We start from the raw sequence: 19,315 nt of genomic DNA, 5'->3' as shown, positions 1-19,315 counted from the left end.
GGTGGATATTTCGGCACAAGCCCTCCGTGATCGTCTTCGCGGCACTCTGCTCGCCGCCGCGGCCACCCCCATGACCGAGTCGGGCGAAGTGGATCTCGGCGTGGTGTCGCGCTACTTCGCCGGGCTGGTCGAGGACGGTGCCGACGGGCTGGCGGTGCTCGCCCACACCGGCCGGGGGCCGTACCTGGCGCCGGACGTACGCGCCGGCGTGATCGAGCGCGCGGTCGCGCTGGGCGTGCCGGTCCTCGTCGGCGTCGGCGGCTCGCCTGACCCCTCCGGCGCGGCTGGGCCTTTCGCCAAGGCCGCGGAGGAGGCGCGGGTGGCCGCGAGCCTCGGCGCGCACGGCGTCCTGGTCTTCCCCGCCGAGGGCGACCGGCTGGGCGGGCACGACGCGATCTGGCGGGCGGCCCGGCTCCCCATGATCGCCTTCGACCTCTACACCCGGCCCTGCCCGCCTGACACCATGCGGGATCTTCTCCGGCACCCCGGCGTGGCGGGGCTCAAGACCGCGCTGCTGTCCGACGCCATGGGCTGCCAGCGGGCCATCGCCTTCGCCAGGCAGGAGGGCAGGCTGGCCATCACCGGCGAGGACCGCATGTTCGGCCCGTCGCTCCTGTGGGGTGCCGAGGCCGCCCTGGTGGGCCTCGCGGCCGCGTCGGTGGGCGTGACGGCCGCGGTCATGGACGCCTACCGGGGTTCGGACCTGCGTGCCTTCGACGCCGCGTCGGGCCGCCTGGACCGCCTGGCCACGGCCACGTTCACCGAGCCCATGGAGGGCTACGTGCAGCGGATGCTGTGGCTCGCGGCGACCGAGGGGCGGATCCCCGAGTCCCACGCCCACGACCCGTACGGCCCGTCCCTGCCGGAGCGGGAACGGGCCGCGGTGGTGAGCGCGGGCGGCTTCGCCGCCCGCTAGTTACTTCGCGAGGTAGGCGTCGGCGACGGTCTGCGAGACGGTGTTGCCGTCCTTGTCCTTCGCCTCCGCCTTGATCGTGATGCTGCCCGCGGGGTTGAGCGTGAGCACCTTGTACGAGCCGCCCAGCCCCGGCAGGACCGTGGCCGGCGACCAGTGGGCGCCCTTGTCGGCCGAGGTCCAGATCCGCAGCGCGGACGCGCCCTCCGCCTTGACGGTGAAGGTGAACAGGCGGCCCGCCGCCACGGTGTCGTTCCCCGGCAGGTTGAGCTGGTACCGGAGCTGGATCAGCGGCAGCTTGCCGCAGGGCTGCTTGTCATCGAAGAGCACGCTGTCGATGCAGGTGTAGGGCGCGTTGTTCTTCACCGGCCGGGCCGAACGGAACGTCCAGGTGGACTCGACGCTGGTGCCGGAGTGCTTGCCGGGGAAGGCGTCCTTCCACACGTCGGTCAGCCGGTACGTGCCCGACCCGGCGGGCACGCTGTAGTAGGGCACGCCGATCTCGTCGACCTGGGGCTGCACCTCCGTGTCACCGCTGAACAGGTGGGTCTGCTCGTCGCCGGGCGCGCCCACGTAGGTGTGGCTGGGGTCGGAGGCGTCCGTGTAGTAGCCGAGACCGAACGGGGCGAGCGCGCGCAGCCGCATCCGGTCGCCCTGGCGGCAGGTGTCGCAGAAGACCCCCGGATCGGCCCAGTCCGGCCGGTCGGGCCCGTTGGCGATCTGGGTGGGCAGGAGAGCCTCGTTCCAGTTCTCCCGCTCCTGGGTGGCGCGGGTGAACCCCCGCTCGGACGTGGCCAGCCGGGTGGTGTCCGTGGCGGGGTCGCGGAACTGGTAGTCGCGCTGCCACAGCACCTCGCTGCCGGTCGTGTTGTAGTACTCGGTCCGGGTCAGGGGCGCGCCGAACAGGTGCGAGCCGCGGACGCTGAGCGGCTGGACGGGGATGAAGGTGTGGTCGACCTCGTTGAAGTTCGGGTACGGCCCCCACGTCCCCTGCTGCATGGGGAACTCGGCGTGGTAGGTGGTGTCGATCTCGGTCAGCTCGCGGGCCTTCGGGGCGAAGGTCAGGCGGCCGGCGGTGGTCCCCTTCAGGTAGTAGGCCAGCTTGTACTCGAACGGGCTGGTCGGCTGGACGGTCAGCTTGCCGGTCGGGTACGGCTTGCGGGCCATGGCCTTGCCCAGGGTGTCGGCCTCGGCGCTGTCGATCCACAGGAGGGGCAGCTTGTTCTGGGCGGTGTACGCGGTGGCGCTGAGGATCCAGGCGAAGCGGTCGCTGGTGATCACACCCGCCGCGCCGCCCTTGATCGCCAGGTCCAGGTCGGCCAGGAGGAGCTGCAGCGAGTTCCTGGCGGGGAGGTAGACCAGTTTGCCGCGGACGTCCGCGCCGGTGGTGGTCAGGCTCAGGCGCTGGTCGGCGGCGAACTTGGGCACCAGGGCGTCGTGCTCACTGATGTAACTCGGGTGCAGCCGCAGGCCCGGCACGCTCAGCGAGACCTCCGGGGCCCGGCGGATCTCGTCGAACAGGAACGTGAAGGTGCCTATGGACGGCTTGGACTTGAGGGGCGTGACCCAGTAGCCGCCCGCGATGACCGGCTCGTAGCTCAGCAGCGAGGCGCCGGCGTACATCCGCCCCGAGGCGGTCGTCCGTACGTTCATCGTGTTCAGGAAGACCGGCTCCGACTCGCGCGGCGTGCTGATCTGGAGCTGCTCGGCCTTGGTCGCGTCCAGGGTGATCGTGGTGTCGCCGTCGAGCTTGGTCTCCGGGGCGATCAGCAGGCCGTACTGGAGCTGGTGGGCCGGCATGGTGTACCACCACGGCGCGGCGCTCGTGGAGTAGACGCCGCCGTGGGCGAGCTTGATCACGGTCTCCACCGTGCCGGGCACGTCGGTGGTCCGCCAGTTCTCGGTGACCACGGTGAGCGGCTCGCCGGCGAGGAGCGGATCGGTGTCGCCGACCCTGATCACGGACAGGGGTCCGGGGTGCAGCGCCCACTCGGGCTTGCCGACCAGCTTGACGCGCACCGTGTCCATCTGGGCCTGCTTGCGGAAGGCGATGGGCGCCGTCAGCCGGTCGGTCCCGGCCGTCGCCGTCAGCCGGCCCTCGTACCATCCGGGCTCGCCGAGCGTGGGCTCGATGGTGAGGTCCGCGGAGGCGGTGCCGCCCGCGGGGACGGTCAGCGACGACGGCGTGATCGAGGCCATCCCGGCGGGCGCCTGCGCGTCGCCGTGCGTCAGCGCCAGCGACAGGGCCAGCGTGACGGGGTCCTTGCCGGTGTTGCGGTAGGTCACCTTCTTGGTGAGCGTCTGGCCGGTGTACGGGTCGGTGAACCCGGCCGAGACCACCGACAGGTCGTCGAAGACCTGCTGGGTGACGGCCCGGCCGATGTCCAGCCGCCCGGCGCCCTGGTCGTACGGCGAGGTGGCGCCGAGGGGCTGGGCGGTGCCCACCAGGGCGGTCTTGAGCTGGTCGGCCGTCCAGTCGGGGTGCTGGGCGGCCAGGATGCCCGCCGCGGCGGCCACGTGCGGGGTGGCCATCGAGGTGCCGGACGCCGCGGTGTAGTTGTCGTCGATCGGGCCGCCGCCCGGGACGCTGCTGCCCTCGCCGAGCGAGGTCCCGGCCGCGCGGGCCGCGACGATGTTCACGCCGGGCGCGGTGATCTCCGGCTTGATCGCGAAGTCGTCGCTGAGGCGCGGGCCGCGGCTGGAGAACGACGCGATCTTGTCGGCGGAGTCGACCGCCCCGACCGTGAGGGCCGAGGTCGCCGCGCCGGGCGCGGCCACGGTGAACCGGCCGGGGCCCGAGTTGCCGGCCGCGACCACGAACAGCGTGCCGTACTCGGCGGTCAGGTCGTTGGCCGCCTGGCTCAGTGGGTCGGTGCCGTCGGTCGCGCCGTTGCTGCCCAGGCTCATGTTGACCACCCGGGCGTGCTCGGTGGCCGCCTGCCACTCCATCGCCGCGATGATCTCGGAGTTGTTGCCGCTGCCGGTGTCGTCCAGCGCCTTGGCGATGGTCAGCCGGGCGCCGGGCGCGACGCCCTTGTAGCGGCCGCTGGAGGCGGCGCCGCTGCCCGCGATGATGCCCGCCACGTGGGTGCCGTGGCCGAACTTGTCGGTGGCGTTGGCCGGGTCGCCACCGCCGGGGCTGCCCGCCGGGACGAAGCTGCGGGCCGCGGCGATCCTGCCCTGGAGGTCGGGGTGCTTGTCGTCGATGCCGGTGTCGATGATGCCGACCGTGGCGCCGGTGCCGTCGAACCCGGCGGCCCACGCCTTCGGCGCGCCGATCTGCGGGTTGCTGACGTCGTCGAGCGCCTTGACCTTCCCGTCGAGCCACACCTTGCGCAGGCCGTTCTCGAGGGCGGGGCTCGCCTTCGCCTTGGCCTCCGGGGTCGTCTCCCCGGTGACGGACTGCCAGAAGGCTCGGGCCTGCTTCTTGTCGACCTTCAGCGCGGCGCCGTCGATGCTCTTCAGGACCAGCGGCTCCGCGCCGCCCTTCAGCGACCGGGCCTTGCCCGCGACGTCGCCGGACTTCACCTGCGGCTGGTACTGGACGATGAGGGGGAGCCGGCCGGCCTTGGCGTCGCCGTACCCGTTGACGGCCAGGTAGTCGACGTTGAACAGTTCCTTGTCCAGCAGGCCGCTGCTCACGTACGGCCCGGCGTCGGCGGGGATCACGTAGTAGCCGTGCTCGTCCTGCTCGGCCTGGTAGGTCCGTGCCTCGCGGCCGTCGTCGGGGTCGACCACCACCGAAGCGCGGCCCGAGCCGTCCTTGGAGTAGGTGACGGTGTCGCCGGTGATCAGGGTGACCTTGACCGGGCCCGTACCGACCGCCACAGGGACGGCGGCGGTGGTGGCGGTCGCCGCGGCGGTGGCCGGTCCGGGCACCGCGATCAGCGGCACCGCCAGGGCCAGCCCGACTAAGGCCCCGAGTCCACGGCGCGAGGGGAGGGGCAGAATGGGCACAACACACTCCAGAGGTGTATGGAGATCGTTTCTTCGCTGACCTAATCTGGGAATCAGTCAGGGCACAAGTACGCCGAACGGGCCAAAACCCGCCAGGTGGCGGCATCCCGCCACCGGCGGGAGGATGGTGACACCATGCTCGAAGCGATCGGCCTGTCACCGGCCGAGAGCCGCCTGTACGCGATGCTCGTCGAGAACCCGAGGTCGTCGGCCGCCGAACTGGCCACGCACTGCGGGGTGTCGACGCCGCTGGCCGCGCGCATGCTCGCGGGATTCGCCAGGCGCGGGCTGGCCAGCCGGCTGCCGGGCCGCCGCGCCCGGTACGTGGCGGTCGCTCCGGACATCGCCATCCGGCCGATGCTCAGCCGCCAGGAGGAGGAACTGCACCAGGTGCGGACGGCCATCCACGACCTCACCACGTCGTTCCAGCGCGCCTCGCGATACGCCGCGCACCCGGCCGAGCAGGTGGAGGTGGTCATGGGCACCGACAACATCATCAGCCGGGCGTACGCGCTCCAGGAGAGCGCGCAGAGCATGTTCCGCAACATCGACAAGCCCCCCTATGTCATGCCGGACCTGTCCGGCAATACGGAGCGAGAGCTGCGGATGCTCCAGGCGGGGGTCGACTACCGCAGCGTCTACGACCTGGAGGCGCTGGCGATGCCGGGCCGGCTGGAGCTGATCCAGGCCGCGGCGGCGCGCGGCGAGAAAATCCGCGTGGTGGCGGACGCGGCGGTGAAGATCTGGATCGCCGACGACGAGCTCGCGCTGATCCCCATCCGCAGCGGGGCGTACTCGATCGACGCGGCGTTCATCCTGCACCACTCGGCGCTGCTGGACGCGCTGATCGCGCTGTTCGAGCGGGAGTGGCGGCGTGGCTTCCCGTTACGGACGGCGCCCCGGCCGCCCGCCGACGGGCCCGACGATCTGGCCAGGGACCTGCTGGCGCTGATGGCCGGCGGGCTGACCGACGAGGGCATCGCGCGGGCGCTCGGGCTCGGGTTGCGCACCGTGCAACGCCGCATCCACGACCTCATGCAGGAGCTGAACGCCATCACCCGCTTTCAGGCGGGGATGGCGGCCAGGGAGCGCGGCTGGATCTGATGGCTCAGCGGTGGCCCGAGATGGCGATCCGGACCAGGTCGCGGCCGCGCACGCCGTACAGGGCCCGTCCCGAGGGGTCCAGCGCCAGCTTCGGCTCGCCGCCGAACCACTGACCCGCCAGGCCCTCGACGATCGTCTTGGCGGTGAACGTGGCCAGGTCCAGCTTGTACACCTTGTCGCCGTCGGTGCAGTAGGCGACGCGGCCGGTGACGAACAGCTCGCCGCCCTTGGCGCCCACCTTGAGCGTCCTGGTGACCTTCCTGCGGATCAGGTCGAACTCGAACACGTCCCCCGTGCTCGCCATGCCGTACAGGGTGATCGGGCCCAGCGCGAGGGAGGAGATGTACCGCGCGCCCGGGATCGGCTCGACCTGCCACAGCAGCTTCCGCTTGACCAGGTCGAACGCGGCCAGCCTGGCGCTCGTGGTGACGGGCGGCAGGCCGAGGCCCTCCTGGGTGGTGGTGCCGAGGTAGGCGGTGCCCCGGCGGGCGGTGACGGAGTAGACGGTCTGCCGCTCGACGGCGGGCCGGTAGGTCTCGTACGTGCCGGAGCGCGGTGAGTAGAGCGACAGCGCGCCGTTCATGTGGCCGGGCTCCGGCTGCGTGGGCATCACGATCAGGCCCGTCCGCGAGTCGTAGGCCAGGTCGCGCGGGCGGTCCTGCTCGTTGCCCGTGCGGGCGAGCAGCTTCGGCTCCGCGTCGCCCGGCCGGTAGGAGTAGAGCGCGGCCTGGGTGTAGACGCCGAGGTAGGTGGTGCCACCGACGGTCAGCAGCGTCTTGGGCTCGCCCGAGATGCCGAGCCTGCTCACCTTGCCCGTGGCCAGGTCGTGGATGTCGGCGCCGCCCTTGCCGCCCACGTAGACGCGGCGGCCGTCGGAGTGGACCGACATCGGCTCCTCCGGCGCCGCCTTGAGCCCGCGCTGCACCAGGTTGAGGTAGTCGAGGGTGCCCGTCGCCGGGTCGTACACGAAGACGGCGCTGTCCTGGATGCCGTACACGCGCCCCTCGTGGGCCAGCAGCCGGTGCGTGAGCGCCTCGAAGTACGGCACGCCCAGCACTTCCAGCGTGCCCGTGGCCAGCTCGTAGCGGTAGAAGGTGCCCGAGGGGCGGCCGGCGAAGTAGACGTGGCCGTCATGGATCAGCACCGCGACGACGTACTTCTCGCCCGGGGCCGTGGCCTTGACGACCTTGTAGTTCTTGTTGGTCTTGTCGATGACGACCAGCTCGGCGAGGGAGTTCATGCCGCCCGCGATGTGCGTGTCTGAGACGTTCATGCTCGACACCCAGTCGCGGTCCGCCAGCGCGGCCGGGAGCAGTTCCCGCTTCTCGCCGGTCGCCCGGTCGATCGCGATGAGGTGGGCGTGGGAGCCGACGCCCGCGTAGACGTACTTGTCGTCGGCCTGGATGCTGCGTACGTACGCCTCGCCGGGGGCGGGCTGGCCCAGGTCGCGGCTGGTGCCCGTCGCCGGGTCGTACTCCCAGACGCGGCCCGGCTCCGACGTGCCCATGTAGACCTTGCCGTCGGGGGAGGAGGCCATGGTCCAGATGTAGTGGTCGGGGTACTCGGCGACCTTCGTCACCTGGCCCGCGACCGTGTCGATGCGGTAGAGGTCGGAACGGGCGTGCGTGCCCACGTAGACGTCGGTGCCCACCCGGCACATCGCCCAGATGCCCACGCCGGTCGGGATGTCGTAATGGGTGGTGACCGCATCCTTGGCCAGGTCGTAGGCGCCCACGACGTTGGGGGACAGGCCGCGGGAGCCCACGTACAGGACCCCGCCCACGAACTCGCCGTTGCCCAGCGGGCTGGCGACGCTCGCGGGCCCGAGGCCGGTGACGGTGCCCTCGGGCTCGCTCATCGCGGCTTGGGCCTGGGCTTCAGCGGCGTGGACCGGTATGGCGGCCAGGGAGACGGTCGTGGCGGCCGCTTGCAGGAAACGACGACGGGGGATCATGGCGGCTCCCTTGGTGAAGTTTCGCCGCACGCTATAACGGACCGGGCCGTAATGTCCAGATCGTCGTCAATGCGGCTGGGTCGCCGTCAGGCCGAACAGCTCCGCCGCGTTGCGCCACGCGATCCGCTCGGCGGTCTCGCCGGTGAGGTTCGCCGCGGCGACCGCGCCGAAGGCCGACGACGGGTCGATCAGCGTCGCGTCGGTGCCGAACAGCAGTTGCCGCGCGTCCACCTTCGCCGCCACCTCGGCGATGCGGCCCGCCGGGGCGTGGGACCAGCAGGGCTCCAGGTAGAGGCGGTCGCAGGCGCGGGCCGCCTCGATCGCGTACCTGAACCCGTCGGCGCCCATGTGCCCGGCGATCACCCTGAGCCCCGGCGTGTCGAGGCAGACCTGGGCCAGATCGAGCACCGAGGCGCCCCAGGTGTGGACCAGCGCCGGGCAACCCGCCGAGGCGACCAGTTCGAGGGCGTCGCGCAGTTGCGGCGAGGTGGCGGGCGAGCCCGTGTAGTCGGTGTGGATCTTGACGCCGACGAACCGGCCGGTCGGCAGGTATCGGCGCAGGTCACGGTCCGCCTCGCGCAGCCGGCGCGGGTTGACGGTGACGTAGCCGAACAGCCGCTCCAGGCCGTCATCGTGTCCGCCCAGCGCCGCGGCCAGGGCGCGGTTGCCCGCCGGGGCGTCGTAGATGACGGCTTCTGTGGACGACACGACGGCGCGGTCGATGCCGTAGCGGTCCATGGTGGCGAGGGTCGCCCCGGCCACGTCCATGGTGAAGAACCAGGGCCCCCAGTGGGCGTGGACATCGATGATCATCCGAGCAGCCTCCTGGCGTTGCCGCCCGCCACGGCGGCCACCTCGTCGGCCTTCAGGCCGCTGGTCGCCAGCCTGAGCAGGGGGACGAGGGGTTCGTAGTGGGGGGTCCGGGAGCCGTACAGGAGTCGCTCGGCGCCGAGCTCCGCGGCGACGGTCTCCAGCGCGTCGGGGGAGTTGAGCAGGCGGGTGGAGGTGTGGAAGCCGGGCTCGTCGGCGGCGGCCACCAGGAAGTCGCCCAGGTGGTAGAAGTGCGTGTCGAGGAAGACCACGCTGAGGTCCAGCCCGGCGAACGGCTGCCAGAACCTGCGCACGTCACCACCGGTCAGCACCGTCAGGTCCAGCCGCGCCGCCCGCCGGGCGACATGCCGGACCGACGGAAAACCGGCCTCCACCCCCTGCTCGTCCGGGAACAGCCGGATCGCCCGGACCCCCGCCGCGGCCAGGCGGTCCATCTCGCGGCCCGCTCCCACGGGATCGCGCAGATCCACCACCCCGACCGGCGTGAACCCCACCGGCTCCTGTTCGCCGGCCGCCGTCAGGGCGAGAGTCGCGTCGTTGCCCGAGCGCATGTCGAAGAGCGCCGCGCGCAGGCTCGCCACCACGCCCGCCCGGATCCGGTGCTCGGCCAGCATCGCCCGTACGGAAGCCGGAGTCCCGGGCGGCCCGTCGCGGTCCGGGTAGGCGCCCACGAGCACGTCGACGTCGAGGGCCACCTCCAGCCCACCGATCAGCCCCCAGGCGTCGAACGCTATACCGGCCTTGTCCCTAATCGCCATGCGAGCAATCATGCCATTGACGAACAGCGCGCATAAGATTACGGTCAGGGCCAAAATTGCTCAGAAACGAACGCGAGGCCCACATGCTCCGCTCCCTCCTGGTCGTCGTGGCAGGCCTGTTACCCGCGCTGCTCACGGCTCCCACCGCTGCCGCCGCCGTCGCCGTCGATTGTGACAGCCCGGGGGTGGAGACCTTCGGACCGGCATCGGTCACCGGCGCGATCGTCGGCGCCGTCGTCCACGAAGGACACGCCTACGTCGTCGAACGCGGCCCCAAACCGCCCGTACTCGCCGACATCGACCTGGCCACCCGCAAGGTCGTCAGGAGCGTCACGCTCCCTGACGGACCGGCCGCGGGCGAGGCCGAGGGCGGCTGGGCCACCGCCGTGTCCGGCGGCAAGATCTATGTCGGTACGTACCCGGTGCCCGACCTCTACAGCTTCGACCCGGCGACGGGCGAGGTGAAGCGGCTGCACTCGTTCGGGAAGAACGGCGGTTTCGTCTGGAGCCTGACCGCGGCGCCCGACGGCACCCTCTACGCCGGGACCTATCCGGACGGCAAGGTCTGGGAGTACGTCCCCAGCACCGGCGCGGTCCGCGACTTCGGCGTGCTGGCAGCCGGTGAGCGATACGTCAGGGCGGTCGCCGCGGACGCCGGGCACGTCTACGCCGGCCTGCTCGACAAGGCGCAGCTCGTGTCGATCGACCGGGCGACCGGCGCGGTCACGCGGCTCGCCACCGGCCCCACGGGAGTCGGCGCCGTCGCGGAACACGGCGACCGCGTGCTGGCGGCCAGCGGCGGCACGCTCATCGACGTGCGCAAGGACGGCGCCGACGCCAAGCAGCCCACCCTGGCGGAGGGCAGCCTCGACATGCTCACGGTGGCCGCCGACGGCACCGTCTACACCACCACCCGCCCGGACGGCGCGGTCTACCGCTACCGGCCCGGCGACACCACGCTCACCAAGATCGCCGAACCGCCGTCCCCCGGCGACGAGACCAGGCGGCTGCAACTGCTCGATGACAACACCCTCTTCGGCGTCTCGGGCAGCGGCGGCATGTGGTGGCTCGACCTGCGTACGGGCAAGTCGGAGTTCGTGGACCTGATCGAGGCCGGACTGCCCGCCGGTGCCGAACGGCCGCAGAGCATGCTGCTCGTGCCCAACCGCGCCCTCTACATCGGTGGTCACTTCTCGATGGAGGTCCGCGACCTCCGTACGGGTGCCAAGCGCAGGTTCCGCCTGCCCGGCGAGCCCAAGGACCTGGTACGGCGCGGTAACAAGATCTACGCCGCCATGTACCCCAGCGGCCAGATCCTGTCCATCGACATCCGCACCGACCAGGTCCGCGGACTCGGCTACCTGGGCCACGACCAGCAGCGGCCATGGGACATCGAGTACGACCCGCTGACCGACAAGCTCCTGGTGGCCAGCGCCCCGCTCGGCGCGAAGCTCTCGGGCGCCCTGTCCGTGGTCGACCCGGACACCGGGAAGATGGACGTGTACGTGGACGTCATCCCCGGCCAGAGCCTCATGAGCCTCTCACTGGGCTTCGGCGTCGTCTACCTGGGCGGCGACGTGCTGGGCGGCGGCGGCACCCCGCCGGTCAAGACCTCCGCCTCGGTGGCGGCCTTCGACCTGCGGACGCGCAAGGTGCGCTGGCAGGTCGATCCGGTCCCCAATTTCCGTACGTTCCAGGACATCAAGGTGCACAACGGCCTGCTGTACGGGGTGTACAAGCGCGACTCGGGCTCCTGGATCGCGCTGGACCTGGCCACCAAGAAGGTGGTCAGCCAGGGCAAGCTCTCCGGCTACGGCGAGCTGACCGTCCATCGGAACAAGGTGTTCGTCTCCACCTTCTTCGGCGGCGGCAACGCCTACGAACTGGGCACCACGGAAAAGCTCCTGGCCACCGGCCTGGGCGACGAGTGGTACACCAACCCCCAGCTCCACTTCGAGCCCGGCACCTGGCGGGCCTGGGCCCTGGTGGGCAGGAACCTGGCCAGGATCAGGCTGGACCCCGCCTGCCCGCCCTTGACCGCCCCGACGGCCACTGGCTAGATTTCGGTCTGTGCCGAAATCTGTGATCGATGCCCACCGGCTCATCGGCCCCGTACCGTTCGACGATCTGCCGTCGGACCCCCGGGCCGAGATGGACCGGCTGGGCATCGACCGGGCCTGCGTGACCCACACGCTCAGCCTCTACTCGGACGCGCAGGCGGGCAACGACGCCCTCCTCCGGCTGGACGACCCCCGGCTCATCCCGGTGCCCGTCGTGGTGCCCGGCGTGCCGGGGGCGTCCGCGCCCGCCGACCTCCACCAGGTGCTGGAGTGGAACGTCCGCATGATCAGGCTCTGCCCGGAACGGCACCGCTTCGACCTCACCGGCCCGATCGCCCTGCGCTGGCTGGCCGCCCTGGCGCTGCCCGTGGCGATCGACCTGGAGGAGACCTCGACCGCCCAGCTCCACACACTGTTCTCGCGGCTGCCCGAACAGCGCGTCCTCCTCCTCAACCCCGGCTACCGCCGCCTGCGCGCGGTGGCCGAACTGATGGCGGAGACCCGCCACGTCTGGGTGGAGATGGGCACCGTGAACACCCAGGGCGGCGTCGAATGGCTCGCCCACCGGTTCGGGGCGGACCGGCTCGTCTTCGGCACGGGCGCCCCGATCGCCGACGACTGCGGCCCCCGCTTCCTCCTCGACCACCTCGACCTGGAGCCGTCCGCCGTCGACCTGATCGCCGCCGGCTCCCTGAGCGGGCTCCTGTGATCCTCGACGCGCACGGCCACGTAGGCTCCTGGCCCGACTTCCTCATCCCCGACCCTTCCGCGGAGGGGCTGGTGGCCGTGATGGACCGGATCGGCGTCACGGCGATGGGTATCAGCCACCTGCTCGCCGTCGGCCCGGACGCCGAACGCGGCAACCGGCTGGCCACCGAGATCGCCGAACGCTTCCCCGGCCGGTTCGGCGTCTGGCAGGTCTACAACCCGCACCACCGCACACCGCTGGTCTCTGACGGCGTTTGGGGCGTCAAGCTGCATCCCGACGTACACCAGTGCCGTCTGGACGATCCGCTCTACGACCCGGTGTGGGACCTCGGCCTGCCCGTTCTCGCCCACGGCCAGACCGACTCGCCGTGGAGCGACCCCGCCCAGTTCGCCGCCGTCGCCGCCCGGCGTCCGGAGGTGCCGCTGCTCATGGGACACACCGGGCTCTGGCCGTACGGCTTCGCCCGCGCGGCCCGCCTTGTCGCCGACCACCCGAACGTCTACCTGGAAACCTGCGGCTCCAAGATGACCGGCCGCTGGATCGCCCGCCTCGCCGCCATGATCGGGGCGGACCGGGTGGTGTTCGGCTCGGACGCCTGCTTCCTCGACCTCCGTACGGGCCTCGGCCGCATCGCCCTCGCCCCACTCACCACCCCCGACCGCACCCTCATCCAGGGCACCAACCTCGCCCGCCTCCTCACCCTTCCCACCTGACCGCCTTCTCGGACGTCCGCCCCCGTGACTGCTCTCTCTTTCTCCGAAGTCCGCTTTTCCGACGCCTGTCTGCCTCGACCTCGTCTCGAAAAGGATGCTTGCCGTGACACTCGCCCTCCACGGTGGTACGCCGGTCCGCTCGGCGCCCTGGCCCGCGTGGCCGCCGCCGCTCGACGCGGCCCAGCGCGCCCTCGTCACCGAGGTCCTGGAGAGTGGCCGGTGGGGCGCCACCCAGGGTGGCTCCGCCGTGACGGACCTGGTCGCCGCGTTCGCCCACAGGTCCGGCGTGCCGTACGCCGTGGCGGTCGGGAACGCGACACTGGGCCTGTTCGCCGCGCTCCGCGGACTGGGCGTGGGGCGAGGCGACGAGGTGATCGTGCCCGCCTACACGTTCGTCGCCTCGGCCACGGCGGTACTCCTCACCGGAGCCACGCCCGTGATAGCCGACGTGAACCCGGTGGACCTGCACCTGTCCCCGGAGGCCGTCGAAGCCGCGCTGACCGGCAGAACCGCCGCCATCATGCCCGTCCACCTGGCCGGCAGCCCTGCCGACATGGACCCGCTCAACGCGCTGGCGGCCCGCCACGGCCTGGTCGTGGTCGAGGACGCCGCCCAGGCCCACGGCGCGACCTACAAGGGCCGCCCGGTCGGCGGCTTGGGCGACGCCGGGGTGTACAGCTTCCAGGCGAGCAAGGCCATGACGGCGGGCGAGGGCGGCCTGATCGTCTGCCGCGACGAGGCCACGTACGAGGCGATCTGGTCGGTATGCAATCTCGGCCGCAAACGCGGCGGCCAGTGGTACGGCCACCCCACGATCGGCTGGAACCTCCGGCTCACCGAGATCCAGGCCGCCCTCCTCCTGCCCTGGCTCGACCGCCTCGACGCCGAGATCGACCACCGCGAGTCCTTCTGCACCGCCGCCGAACACGCACTCACCGCCGAGTCGCGACTAGCGCGCGGTGGTGAGCCGGTGGGAGTGGCGTCGGCGGGCGGTGGCGGCCCGTCTGGTGCGCGGCTGCCGTACGGCGCTGAGCTGCCCGTGAGTGTGGTGCCACAACCGCCGGGTACCACTCGTGACTCCCGTCACCTGCTCATGCTCCGCCTCCACGTGCCGGTGGACCGGGAGTTCCTGCTGGCCGCGATGGCCGCCGAGGGGGTGCCGCTCGATGCCGGGTATCCGCCGCTCGGGACGTTCGAGGCGCTCGCCCGGGAAGGTGCCCGCGTGGAGCAGTGCCCGGCCGCCGAGGCGGCTGCTCAGGAGGTGGTCTGGGTCCGGCAGTCGATGCTCATGGACGATCCCCGCAACGCCGTCCACCTGGCCGAGGCCCTGGCCAAGGTGCTGGCCGCCATGCCGCCGCGCGACCAGGCGTGATCTCCGCCGTCATCCAGGGCCGTGCGCGCGCCCTCCGGGCCCGTCCTCCGGGCCCGTCCTCCACGGCTGTCCTCCAGGATCGTCTTCCGGGGCCGTTATCCGTGTCCGCTTAGTTCGGTCAGCGGGGCTCCGGGAGCGCTCTGGGTGGATTTTTCGGAAAATCTGGCGATCGGGTAGCGATCAAGGATCTCCTCCGGGATGGCGAAGGCGTCCACGAGGAGCAGCGCGTACGGCGCGAGCTGCGCGACGGCCTTGTCGAGGACGATGGGAAGCTGTTCGACCTGCTCGGCCGACAGGTGGCCCGCGGCCATCAGGCTTCCGCTGTGCGGAGAGATCCGCCGCACGGCGAAGACCCGGTGGAGGAGGCGGAGCAGGTCCTGCCCCGCGGCGTCCGAGACGATGTCGTCGGCGGCGTTGATCAGGGCATCTCCGGCCAGCCGCTGGGCATGGGCGGCGACGAGTTCCAGGGCGGGGTTCGTGGCGGCGTTCCAGCGGCTCAGCGGGTGGGGGTCGGCGCATCGCGCCAACGCGGCGCGGGCCCGCCGGTCCCAGATGCGTTCGAGGCAGACCATCAGGTGGCGCAGGAAGCGCGGGCTGGTCAGGAGCGGGGCCGGCGCGGGCGGAGGCGGCGGCAGCGGCTCGCTCAGCAGCATCTTTCCCGCGGCTTTGAGCCAGATGGGCAGGTTGTCGCCTTCGGCGGTGATGGGCAGCTCGCTGCCGGTCAGGAAGTCGGCCAGCCCGTTGACCAGGAACAGCCCTTGGGCGCCGCAGCGCTCGCGGCACTCGATGAGCACGTCCCTGCACTGCCAGGTGATCCAGCCCTTGGAGATCGCCACCAGGTTCTCCGCTTGGCCGCGGTCATGCGCCGAATGAGCGGCCCATCGCCGTACCGCGGTCCGGTGCAGGAGTGTGGCGGCGTACACGGTGGCCAGCGCGTCGAGCAGCCGGGCGTGGTGGCTGCGGTAGGCGAACAGGGGCACGCTGTCGCCCACGCCCCGGGTGAGCCCGGAGGTGTGCCTGACGTGCGCGTAGCGGATGGCGATGGCGAGCGCGGCGCGGGTGCCGCCCAGGCTGGTCGCGCTCATGCAGAGCTTGCCTTCGGTGACGCGGCCGATCGAGTACAGGAACCCTCGCCGGCGCTCGACGTCGCCGGCGAAGGAGCCGTCCGGAAGGATCCGGCCGTGGTCTGACTCCAGCAGAGCGTGAAGGGGCAGCCGAACGTGGTCGAACCCCGTCAGGCAGTGGTCGATCGGACTGCCCATCCTTTCGGGCAGCCGCTGGATCTCCACCCCGGGAAGCGGTCCTGCTTCGTCGCTCAGCGGAGTGAGAAAGAGGAACACGCCCTCGTCCGCACCGTCGACGATCAGACGGGCGGCGACCAGCGCGGTCTTCGGACCGCCGATCGGGCTGGTGTTCGGCATGAACTTCCGGGCGCCGGGGTTGGGGGTGTGCAGGTCGAAGCATTCGGCCAGCGGGTCGTAGACGGCGGTGGTCTCCAGCTCGGCGGCGCTGTTGCCGTGGGCGAGCTCGGTGCACAGGAACGTCCCGGTCCGCTGGAGCGGGGCGTAGTCGCGCAGGCCGCGCCGGTCGTGCGGGGCGTGGTCGTACAGGCTGCCCAAGAACAGGTTGTAGTGGATCCCGGCGAGCATGGTGGTGCCGCAGTCCACGGGGCACGCCCACTCGTGCAGGGCGGTGAGCGACTCGATGTCGGACACGAGGTCCTCGACCGACCGCACGCTCTTGTCGACGTGCCTGAGCCGCTGGTAGGAGCGGTGCGTGCCCGCCCAGGTCGCGTGGGACGCGATCCTGACGCCACGCGTACGCCTTCAGGCTCGCCGGCATGCTCTGCGACGTGGTTTGCAACTAGAGGAGGTGGAAGGGCGGGCCCTGCACGCAACCGGGCGGAGTGTTGTTGCCGCTGATATCGAAATCAGCGCAGGTGAGGAACAGATAATTGAATTTGCCGAGCAGGAAGGCCAGGAGTCCGACGACGATTATGACGGCGATGGCCCGCAGTCGGTGCAGTGCGGGGAGTTCGGCGTATTCGGGCAGCAGGATTCTCGTCAGAAGCCAGGCCAGGGCCGGCGCGCCCGCCAGGGTGAGCACCACCTCGAAATAGTGGAGGTAGCGGAACCCGTGCGTTCTCGGCGCCAGGACGGCCACCACGATCCAGGTCGAGGGGAGTGCCAGCGCGACCCAGCCTGCCCAGGGTAGGGCGCGTCTGCTGCGCAGCAGCAGGCCCGAGAGCAGCATGGCCGCGGCCACGGCCCAGATCCCCATCACGGAGTCGAAGAAGATGGCGTCGTACGCGCCGAGCGTGAACGCGGGCCACCAGATGGCGAGTGCGCCGGCCGCAGACGCCGCCGCGGTGGCCCGAAGAGTGGGGTCGATTTCGGGGAGGCCGCGCTTCCTTTCCGGGCTCGAATCGCCGGACGCTCCACCATCCATGTCCACTGATCGAGAATATGGCGGCGCGCAACGCATTCCCGGCTCGGCGGCTCACCGTGCGTACCGAGAAATGGCCATGTTTCCGCATGAATCTACTTTGTAAAGGCGAGCCGCCGCGCGAATTAACTCGGGAGTCCGCGCTGGAGCGAGCGGATCACCCACGTGTCGAGGGCCAGGAGCGGCGGTCCACTGACCGAACCCGCCGGATTGATTCGATCGGCCAGGCTGCACACCCTTGGTCGCAATCTCAGAGCAGGTGCGGTATCTGCCGAACGACTTCAGCCCGAACCTCGGAGGCAGCCCCATGTCAGCCCCCATTCCACCGCGGCGCCAGCCGGCCAAGGCGGTCCTCGCCAGCTGGATCGGCACCACCGTCGAGTACTACGACTTCGCCCTCTACGGCTTCGCGGCGTCGGTGTTGTTCGCGAAGATCTTCTTCCCCGCGACGAACCCCGTGGTCGGCACGTTGATCTCGCTGTCCAGCTTCGGGGTCGGCTTCGTCGCGCGCCCGGTCGGCGCGCTCATCTTCGGCCACCTCGGCGACCGCGTGGGCCGCAAGACGATCCTGGTCATCACCTTGACGCTGATGGGCGCCGCGACCACGGCCATCGGCCTCCTGCCGTCCTACGCCCAGATCGGGCTCGCCGCACCGGTGCTGCTGGTCGCTCTCCGCATCATTCAGGGCATCTCGCTCGGCGGCGAGTACAGCGGCGCCGTTCTCATGACCGTCGAGCATGCCGAACCGCACAGGCGGGGCCTGTTCGGGTCCATCATCAACACGGGGACGACCGCGGGCATGATCCTGGCGAACAGCGTCTTCCTCCTGGTGAGCCAGTTGCCCGAGACACAGCTGATGTCCTGGGGATGGCGGGTTCCGTTCCTGCTCAGTTCCGTGCTCGTGATCGTCGGCCTGGTCATCCGGATGACGCTGGGGGAAAGCCCGGAGTTCGCCACCGCCAAGGACCAGGGCTCGGTCCGCAAGCTGCCGATCGTGGACGTGCTGCGCCGCTGCGGCGGCCGGGTGGTCCTGGTGGCCTTGGGGACGATCGCGGCGGGCGTGGTGTCCTCGATGACGTCGGTCTTCGCGCTCACCTACGGCAAGGCGGCGCTCGGGATGAGCACGGGGGCGACGCTCGGAGTGCTGCTTCCCGCATGGGTGGTGGCCCTGGTCTGCGTGCCGCTGTTCGGCAGGATCGGCGACCGGATCGGCGTCCGCCCGCTGTTCCTGTACGGGGCGGCCTCTCTCATCGTGCTGCCGTTCGTGTGGTTCGCGCTGCTGGGCACCCGCCAGTACGGGCTGATGCTGCTCGGGTTCGGCCTGCTGTTCTTCGGCTACTCGGCCAATTACGCGGTGTTCCCCGTGTACTTCTCCCAGGTCTTCCCGACTCCGCTGCGGTTCAGCGGCATGTCGATCGGCTTCACCGTGGGCACGATCGGGGGCGTCGCCTTCGCGCCCGCGATCGCCGCATCGATCCTGGAGGCGTCCGGCGGCTGGATCGGCATCGCCGCCTACATGGCGGGGACCGCGGTCGTGACGCTCGCGGCCGGCCTCTTGCTGCGGGCGCCCGAAGCCGAACCGGATGAGGCGACGGTCACGCGACCCGGGCTCGATCCTGAAGCCGCGGCGACGTGAGAACCGAGCGGCGTCGGCAACAGCTCCGTGGCGCCGGTCGGGCTCGCTCCGTCCACCCAGGCAGAGCTGCGCTCGCGCCGCAGGTGCACGCTCACGGTGTGGACTCGGTGCTGCCGCAGCACGTGGGGTCCTACGACCTGCCTCGTCAACCAGGGAGACGGCCTCTGACCCGCACGTGACGGCCCGCCGAACCCGGTGGCGTGGTAGCCCGCGACCGGGTTCGCACGAGCGCCGATGAGACCCGAAGCAACAGAGATCAACAGTTGACGTTGACCAGATCCGCCCGCGCCCGCGTGTCGTCGGCGTCGAACCATTCCTGCTCGGTCGCGAACCAGGCCCGCCACCGGGGTTCGAGCTCAGGACCGTCGCGCTCGACGACCCGCCGCAGTCGCACATCTTCGGGAGCCTCCACCCAGATGGTGAACGCCAACAGGTGAGCCGCCGACCTGCGGGCCGTCCCCACACCTTCGATGATCAGGACCGGCGCGGCAGGGACGGTGATCAGGTCGGTGTATTCACCGCGTACCCAGTCATACCGGCGGAACGCGCCCGGGAGCCCGCGCTGGAGCGGGCGGAGCACCTGCGTGTCGAGGGCGTCGAACCAGCCGCCGGGACCCTCGTCCCACGGGACGGGGAAATCGTCGCTGTGCACCACCTGGCAGCCGAGTTCGGCCGCCAGCTCGCCCGCGAACGTCGTCTTGCCGGACCCGGCGGGCCCGTCGACGGCGACCAGGCGGACCGGCCCGCACGACGGATCGAGTGCCTGGATGCGGCGGGCGGGCGATTTCACGGCTCCCAGGGTAGGTGAGGAGAACACGAAGCCTGAAAGAATACTCTTTCGCCACGAACGCGATTCTGGAGGC

14 protein-coding genes are annotated in these 19,315 nt (G+C 71.1%); 7 read left to right on the top strand and 7 right to left on the bottom strand.

Annotation, left to right across the window (positions count from 1 at the left end):
- The first annotated feature begins 1 nt into the window (after position 1).
- The gene (locus ACGFNP_RS22925) at positions 2 to 916 is read left to right on the top strand and encodes a dihydrodipicolinate synthase family protein (RefSeq protein WP_393321752.1); all 915 of its coding nucleotides are present in this window, start codon (positions 2 to 4) and stop codon (positions 914 to 916) included.
- Here the strand turns inward: ACGFNP_RS22925 and ACGFNP_RS22920 are convergent, their stop codons facing one another.
- Positions 917 to 4,870 (bottom strand): S8 family serine peptidase, encoded by a 3,954-nt coding sequence (locus ACGFNP_RS22920; protein WP_393321749.1) that lies wholly within the window; start codon positions 4,868 to 4,870, stop codon positions 917 to 919. It lies immediately after the preceding gene.
- 135 nt (positions 4,871 to 5,005) lie between these two features.
- On the opposite strand from ACGFNP_RS22920, the gene ACGFNP_RS22915 reads away from it, so the two are divergent.
- Positions 5,006 to 5,974 carry a helix-turn-helix domain-containing protein gene (locus ACGFNP_RS22915; RefSeq protein WP_393321746.1) on the top strand — a complete coding sequence of 323 codons (969 nt, stop codon included), beginning with the start codon at positions 5,006 to 5,008 and terminating at the stop codon, positions 5,972 to 5,974.
- 4 nt (positions 5,975 to 5,978) lie between these two features.
- Here ACGFNP_RS22915 and ACGFNP_RS22910 read toward each other — a convergent pair whose 3' ends face one another.
- The 3 genes from ACGFNP_RS22910 to ACGFNP_RS22900 form a co-directional block, all read right to left on the bottom strand.
- Positions 5,979 to 7,928: a hypothetical protein gene (locus ACGFNP_RS22910; protein ID WP_393321743.1), complete on the bottom strand. Its 1,950-nt coding sequence runs from the start codon at positions 7,926 to 7,928 to the stop codon at positions 5,979 to 5,981.
- Between the two features lie 66 nt (positions 7,929 to 7,994).
- Positions 7,995 to 8,741, bottom strand: coding sequence for an amidohydrolase family protein (locus ACGFNP_RS22905; protein WP_393321740.1), 747 nt, complete (start codon positions 8,739 to 8,741; stop codon positions 7,995 to 7,997).
- Positions 8,738 to 9,517, bottom strand: coding sequence for an amidohydrolase family protein (locus ACGFNP_RS22900; RefSeq protein WP_393321737.1), 780 nt, complete (start codon positions 9,515 to 9,517; stop codon positions 8,738 to 8,740). The genes ACGFNP_RS22905 and ACGFNP_RS22900 overlap by 4 nt, the downstream gene beginning before the upstream one ends.
- An 83-nt stretch (positions 9,518 to 9,600) precedes the next feature.
- On the opposite strand from ACGFNP_RS22900, the gene ACGFNP_RS22895 reads away from it, so the two are divergent.
- The 4 genes from ACGFNP_RS22895 to ACGFNP_RS22880 all read left to right on the top strand — a co-directional run bounded on the left by ACGFNP_RS22895 (position 9,601) and on the right by ACGFNP_RS22880 (position 14,371).
- The gene (locus tag ACGFNP_RS22895; RefSeq protein WP_393321734.1) at positions 9,601 to 11,577 is read left to right on the top strand and encodes a hypothetical protein; all 1,977 of its coding nucleotides are present in this window, start codon (positions 9,601 to 9,603) and stop codon (positions 11,575 to 11,577) included.
- Between the two features lie 10 nt (positions 11,578 to 11,587).
- Positions 11,588 to 12,286, top strand: a complete 699-nt coding sequence (locus ACGFNP_RS22890; protein WP_358314016.1) for an amidohydrolase family protein — start codon at positions 11,588 to 11,590, stop codon at positions 12,284 to 12,286.
- The gene (locus tag ACGFNP_RS22885; protein ID WP_393321731.1) at positions 12,283 to 12,999 is read left to right on the top strand and encodes an amidohydrolase family protein; all 717 of its coding nucleotides are present in this window, start codon (positions 12,283 to 12,285) and stop codon (positions 12,997 to 12,999) included. The genes ACGFNP_RS22890 and ACGFNP_RS22885 overlap by 4 nt, the downstream gene beginning before the upstream one ends.
- Positions 13,000 to 13,102: 103 nt before the next feature.
- Positions 13,103 to 14,371, top strand: coding sequence for a DegT/DnrJ/EryC1/StrS family aminotransferase (locus tag ACGFNP_RS22880; RefSeq protein ID WP_393321728.1), 1,269 nt, complete (start codon positions 13,103 to 13,105; stop codon positions 14,369 to 14,371).
- Between the two features lie 95 nt (positions 14,372 to 14,466).
- Here ACGFNP_RS22880 and ACGFNP_RS22875 read toward each other — a convergent pair whose 3' ends face one another.
- On the bottom strand, positions 14,467 to 16,086 hold the full coding sequence (locus ACGFNP_RS22875) for an acyl-CoA dehydrogenase (RefSeq protein ID WP_393321725.1): 1,620 nt from the start codon (positions 16,084 to 16,086) through the stop codon (positions 14,467 to 14,469).
- A gap of 148 nt (positions 16,087 to 16,234) precedes the next feature.
- A complete protein-coding gene (locus ACGFNP_RS22870) occupies positions 16,235 to 16,825 on the bottom strand; it encodes a hypothetical protein (RefSeq protein WP_393321722.1) in 591 nt (196 codons plus the stop codon).
- 298 nt (positions 16,826 to 17,123) lie between these two features.
- Between ACGFNP_RS22870 and ACGFNP_RS22865 the strand changes: the two genes are divergently transcribed.
- Positions 17,124 to 18,452 carry an MFS transporter gene (locus tag ACGFNP_RS22865; RefSeq protein WP_393321719.1) on the top strand — a complete coding sequence of 443 codons (1,329 nt, stop codon included), beginning with the start codon at positions 17,124 to 17,126 and terminating at the stop codon, positions 18,450 to 18,452.
- 256 nt (positions 18,453 to 18,708) lie between these two features.
- On the opposite strand, the gene ACGFNP_RS22860 is transcribed toward ACGFNP_RS22865, so the two are convergent.
- On the bottom strand, positions 18,709 to 19,242 hold the full coding sequence (locus ACGFNP_RS22860) for an AAA family ATPase (RefSeq protein WP_358313999.1): 534 nt from the start codon (positions 19,240 to 19,242) through the stop codon (positions 18,709 to 18,711).
- Between the last annotated feature and the right edge of the window lie 73 nt (positions 19,243 to 19,315).

The sequence above is a fragment of the Nonomuraea sp. NPDC049269 genome (assembly GCF_043197155.1).
In the GTDB taxonomy this organism is placed as follows: Bacteria; Actinomycetota; Actinomycetes; order Streptosporangiales; family Streptosporangiaceae; genus Nonomuraea.
Note: the sequence above shows the minus strand (reverse complement) of the source record. Positions and strands in the feature narration are given on the sequence as shown.

What these genes read in the sequence shown, in the direction of transcription:
- ACGFNP_RS22915 (WP_393321746.1), top strand. Translation starts at nt 5,006, where the DNA reads ATGCTCGAAGCGATCGGCCTGTCACCGGCCGAGAGCCGCCTGTACGCG.
- ACGFNP_RS22910 (WP_393321743.1), bottom strand. Translation starts at nt 7,928, where the DNA reads ATGATCCCCCGTCGTCGTTTCCTGCAAGCGGCCGCCACGACCGTCTCC.
- ACGFNP_RS22905 (WP_393321740.1), bottom strand. Translation starts at nt 8,741, where the DNA reads ATGATCATCGATGTCCACGCCCACTGGGGGCCCTGGTTCTTCACCATG.
- ACGFNP_RS22900 (WP_393321737.1), bottom strand. Translation starts at nt 9,517, where the DNA reads ATGGCGATTAGGGACAAGGCCGGTATAGCGTTCGACGCCTGGGGGCTG.
- ACGFNP_RS22895 (WP_393321734.1), top strand. Translation starts at nt 9,601, where the DNA reads ATGCTCCGCTCCCTCCTGGTCGTCGTGGCAGGCCTGTTACCCGCGCTG.
- ACGFNP_RS22865 (WP_393321719.1), top strand. Translation starts at nt 17,124, where the DNA reads ATGTCAGCCCCCATTCCACCGCGGCGCCAGCCGGCCAAGGCGGTCCTC.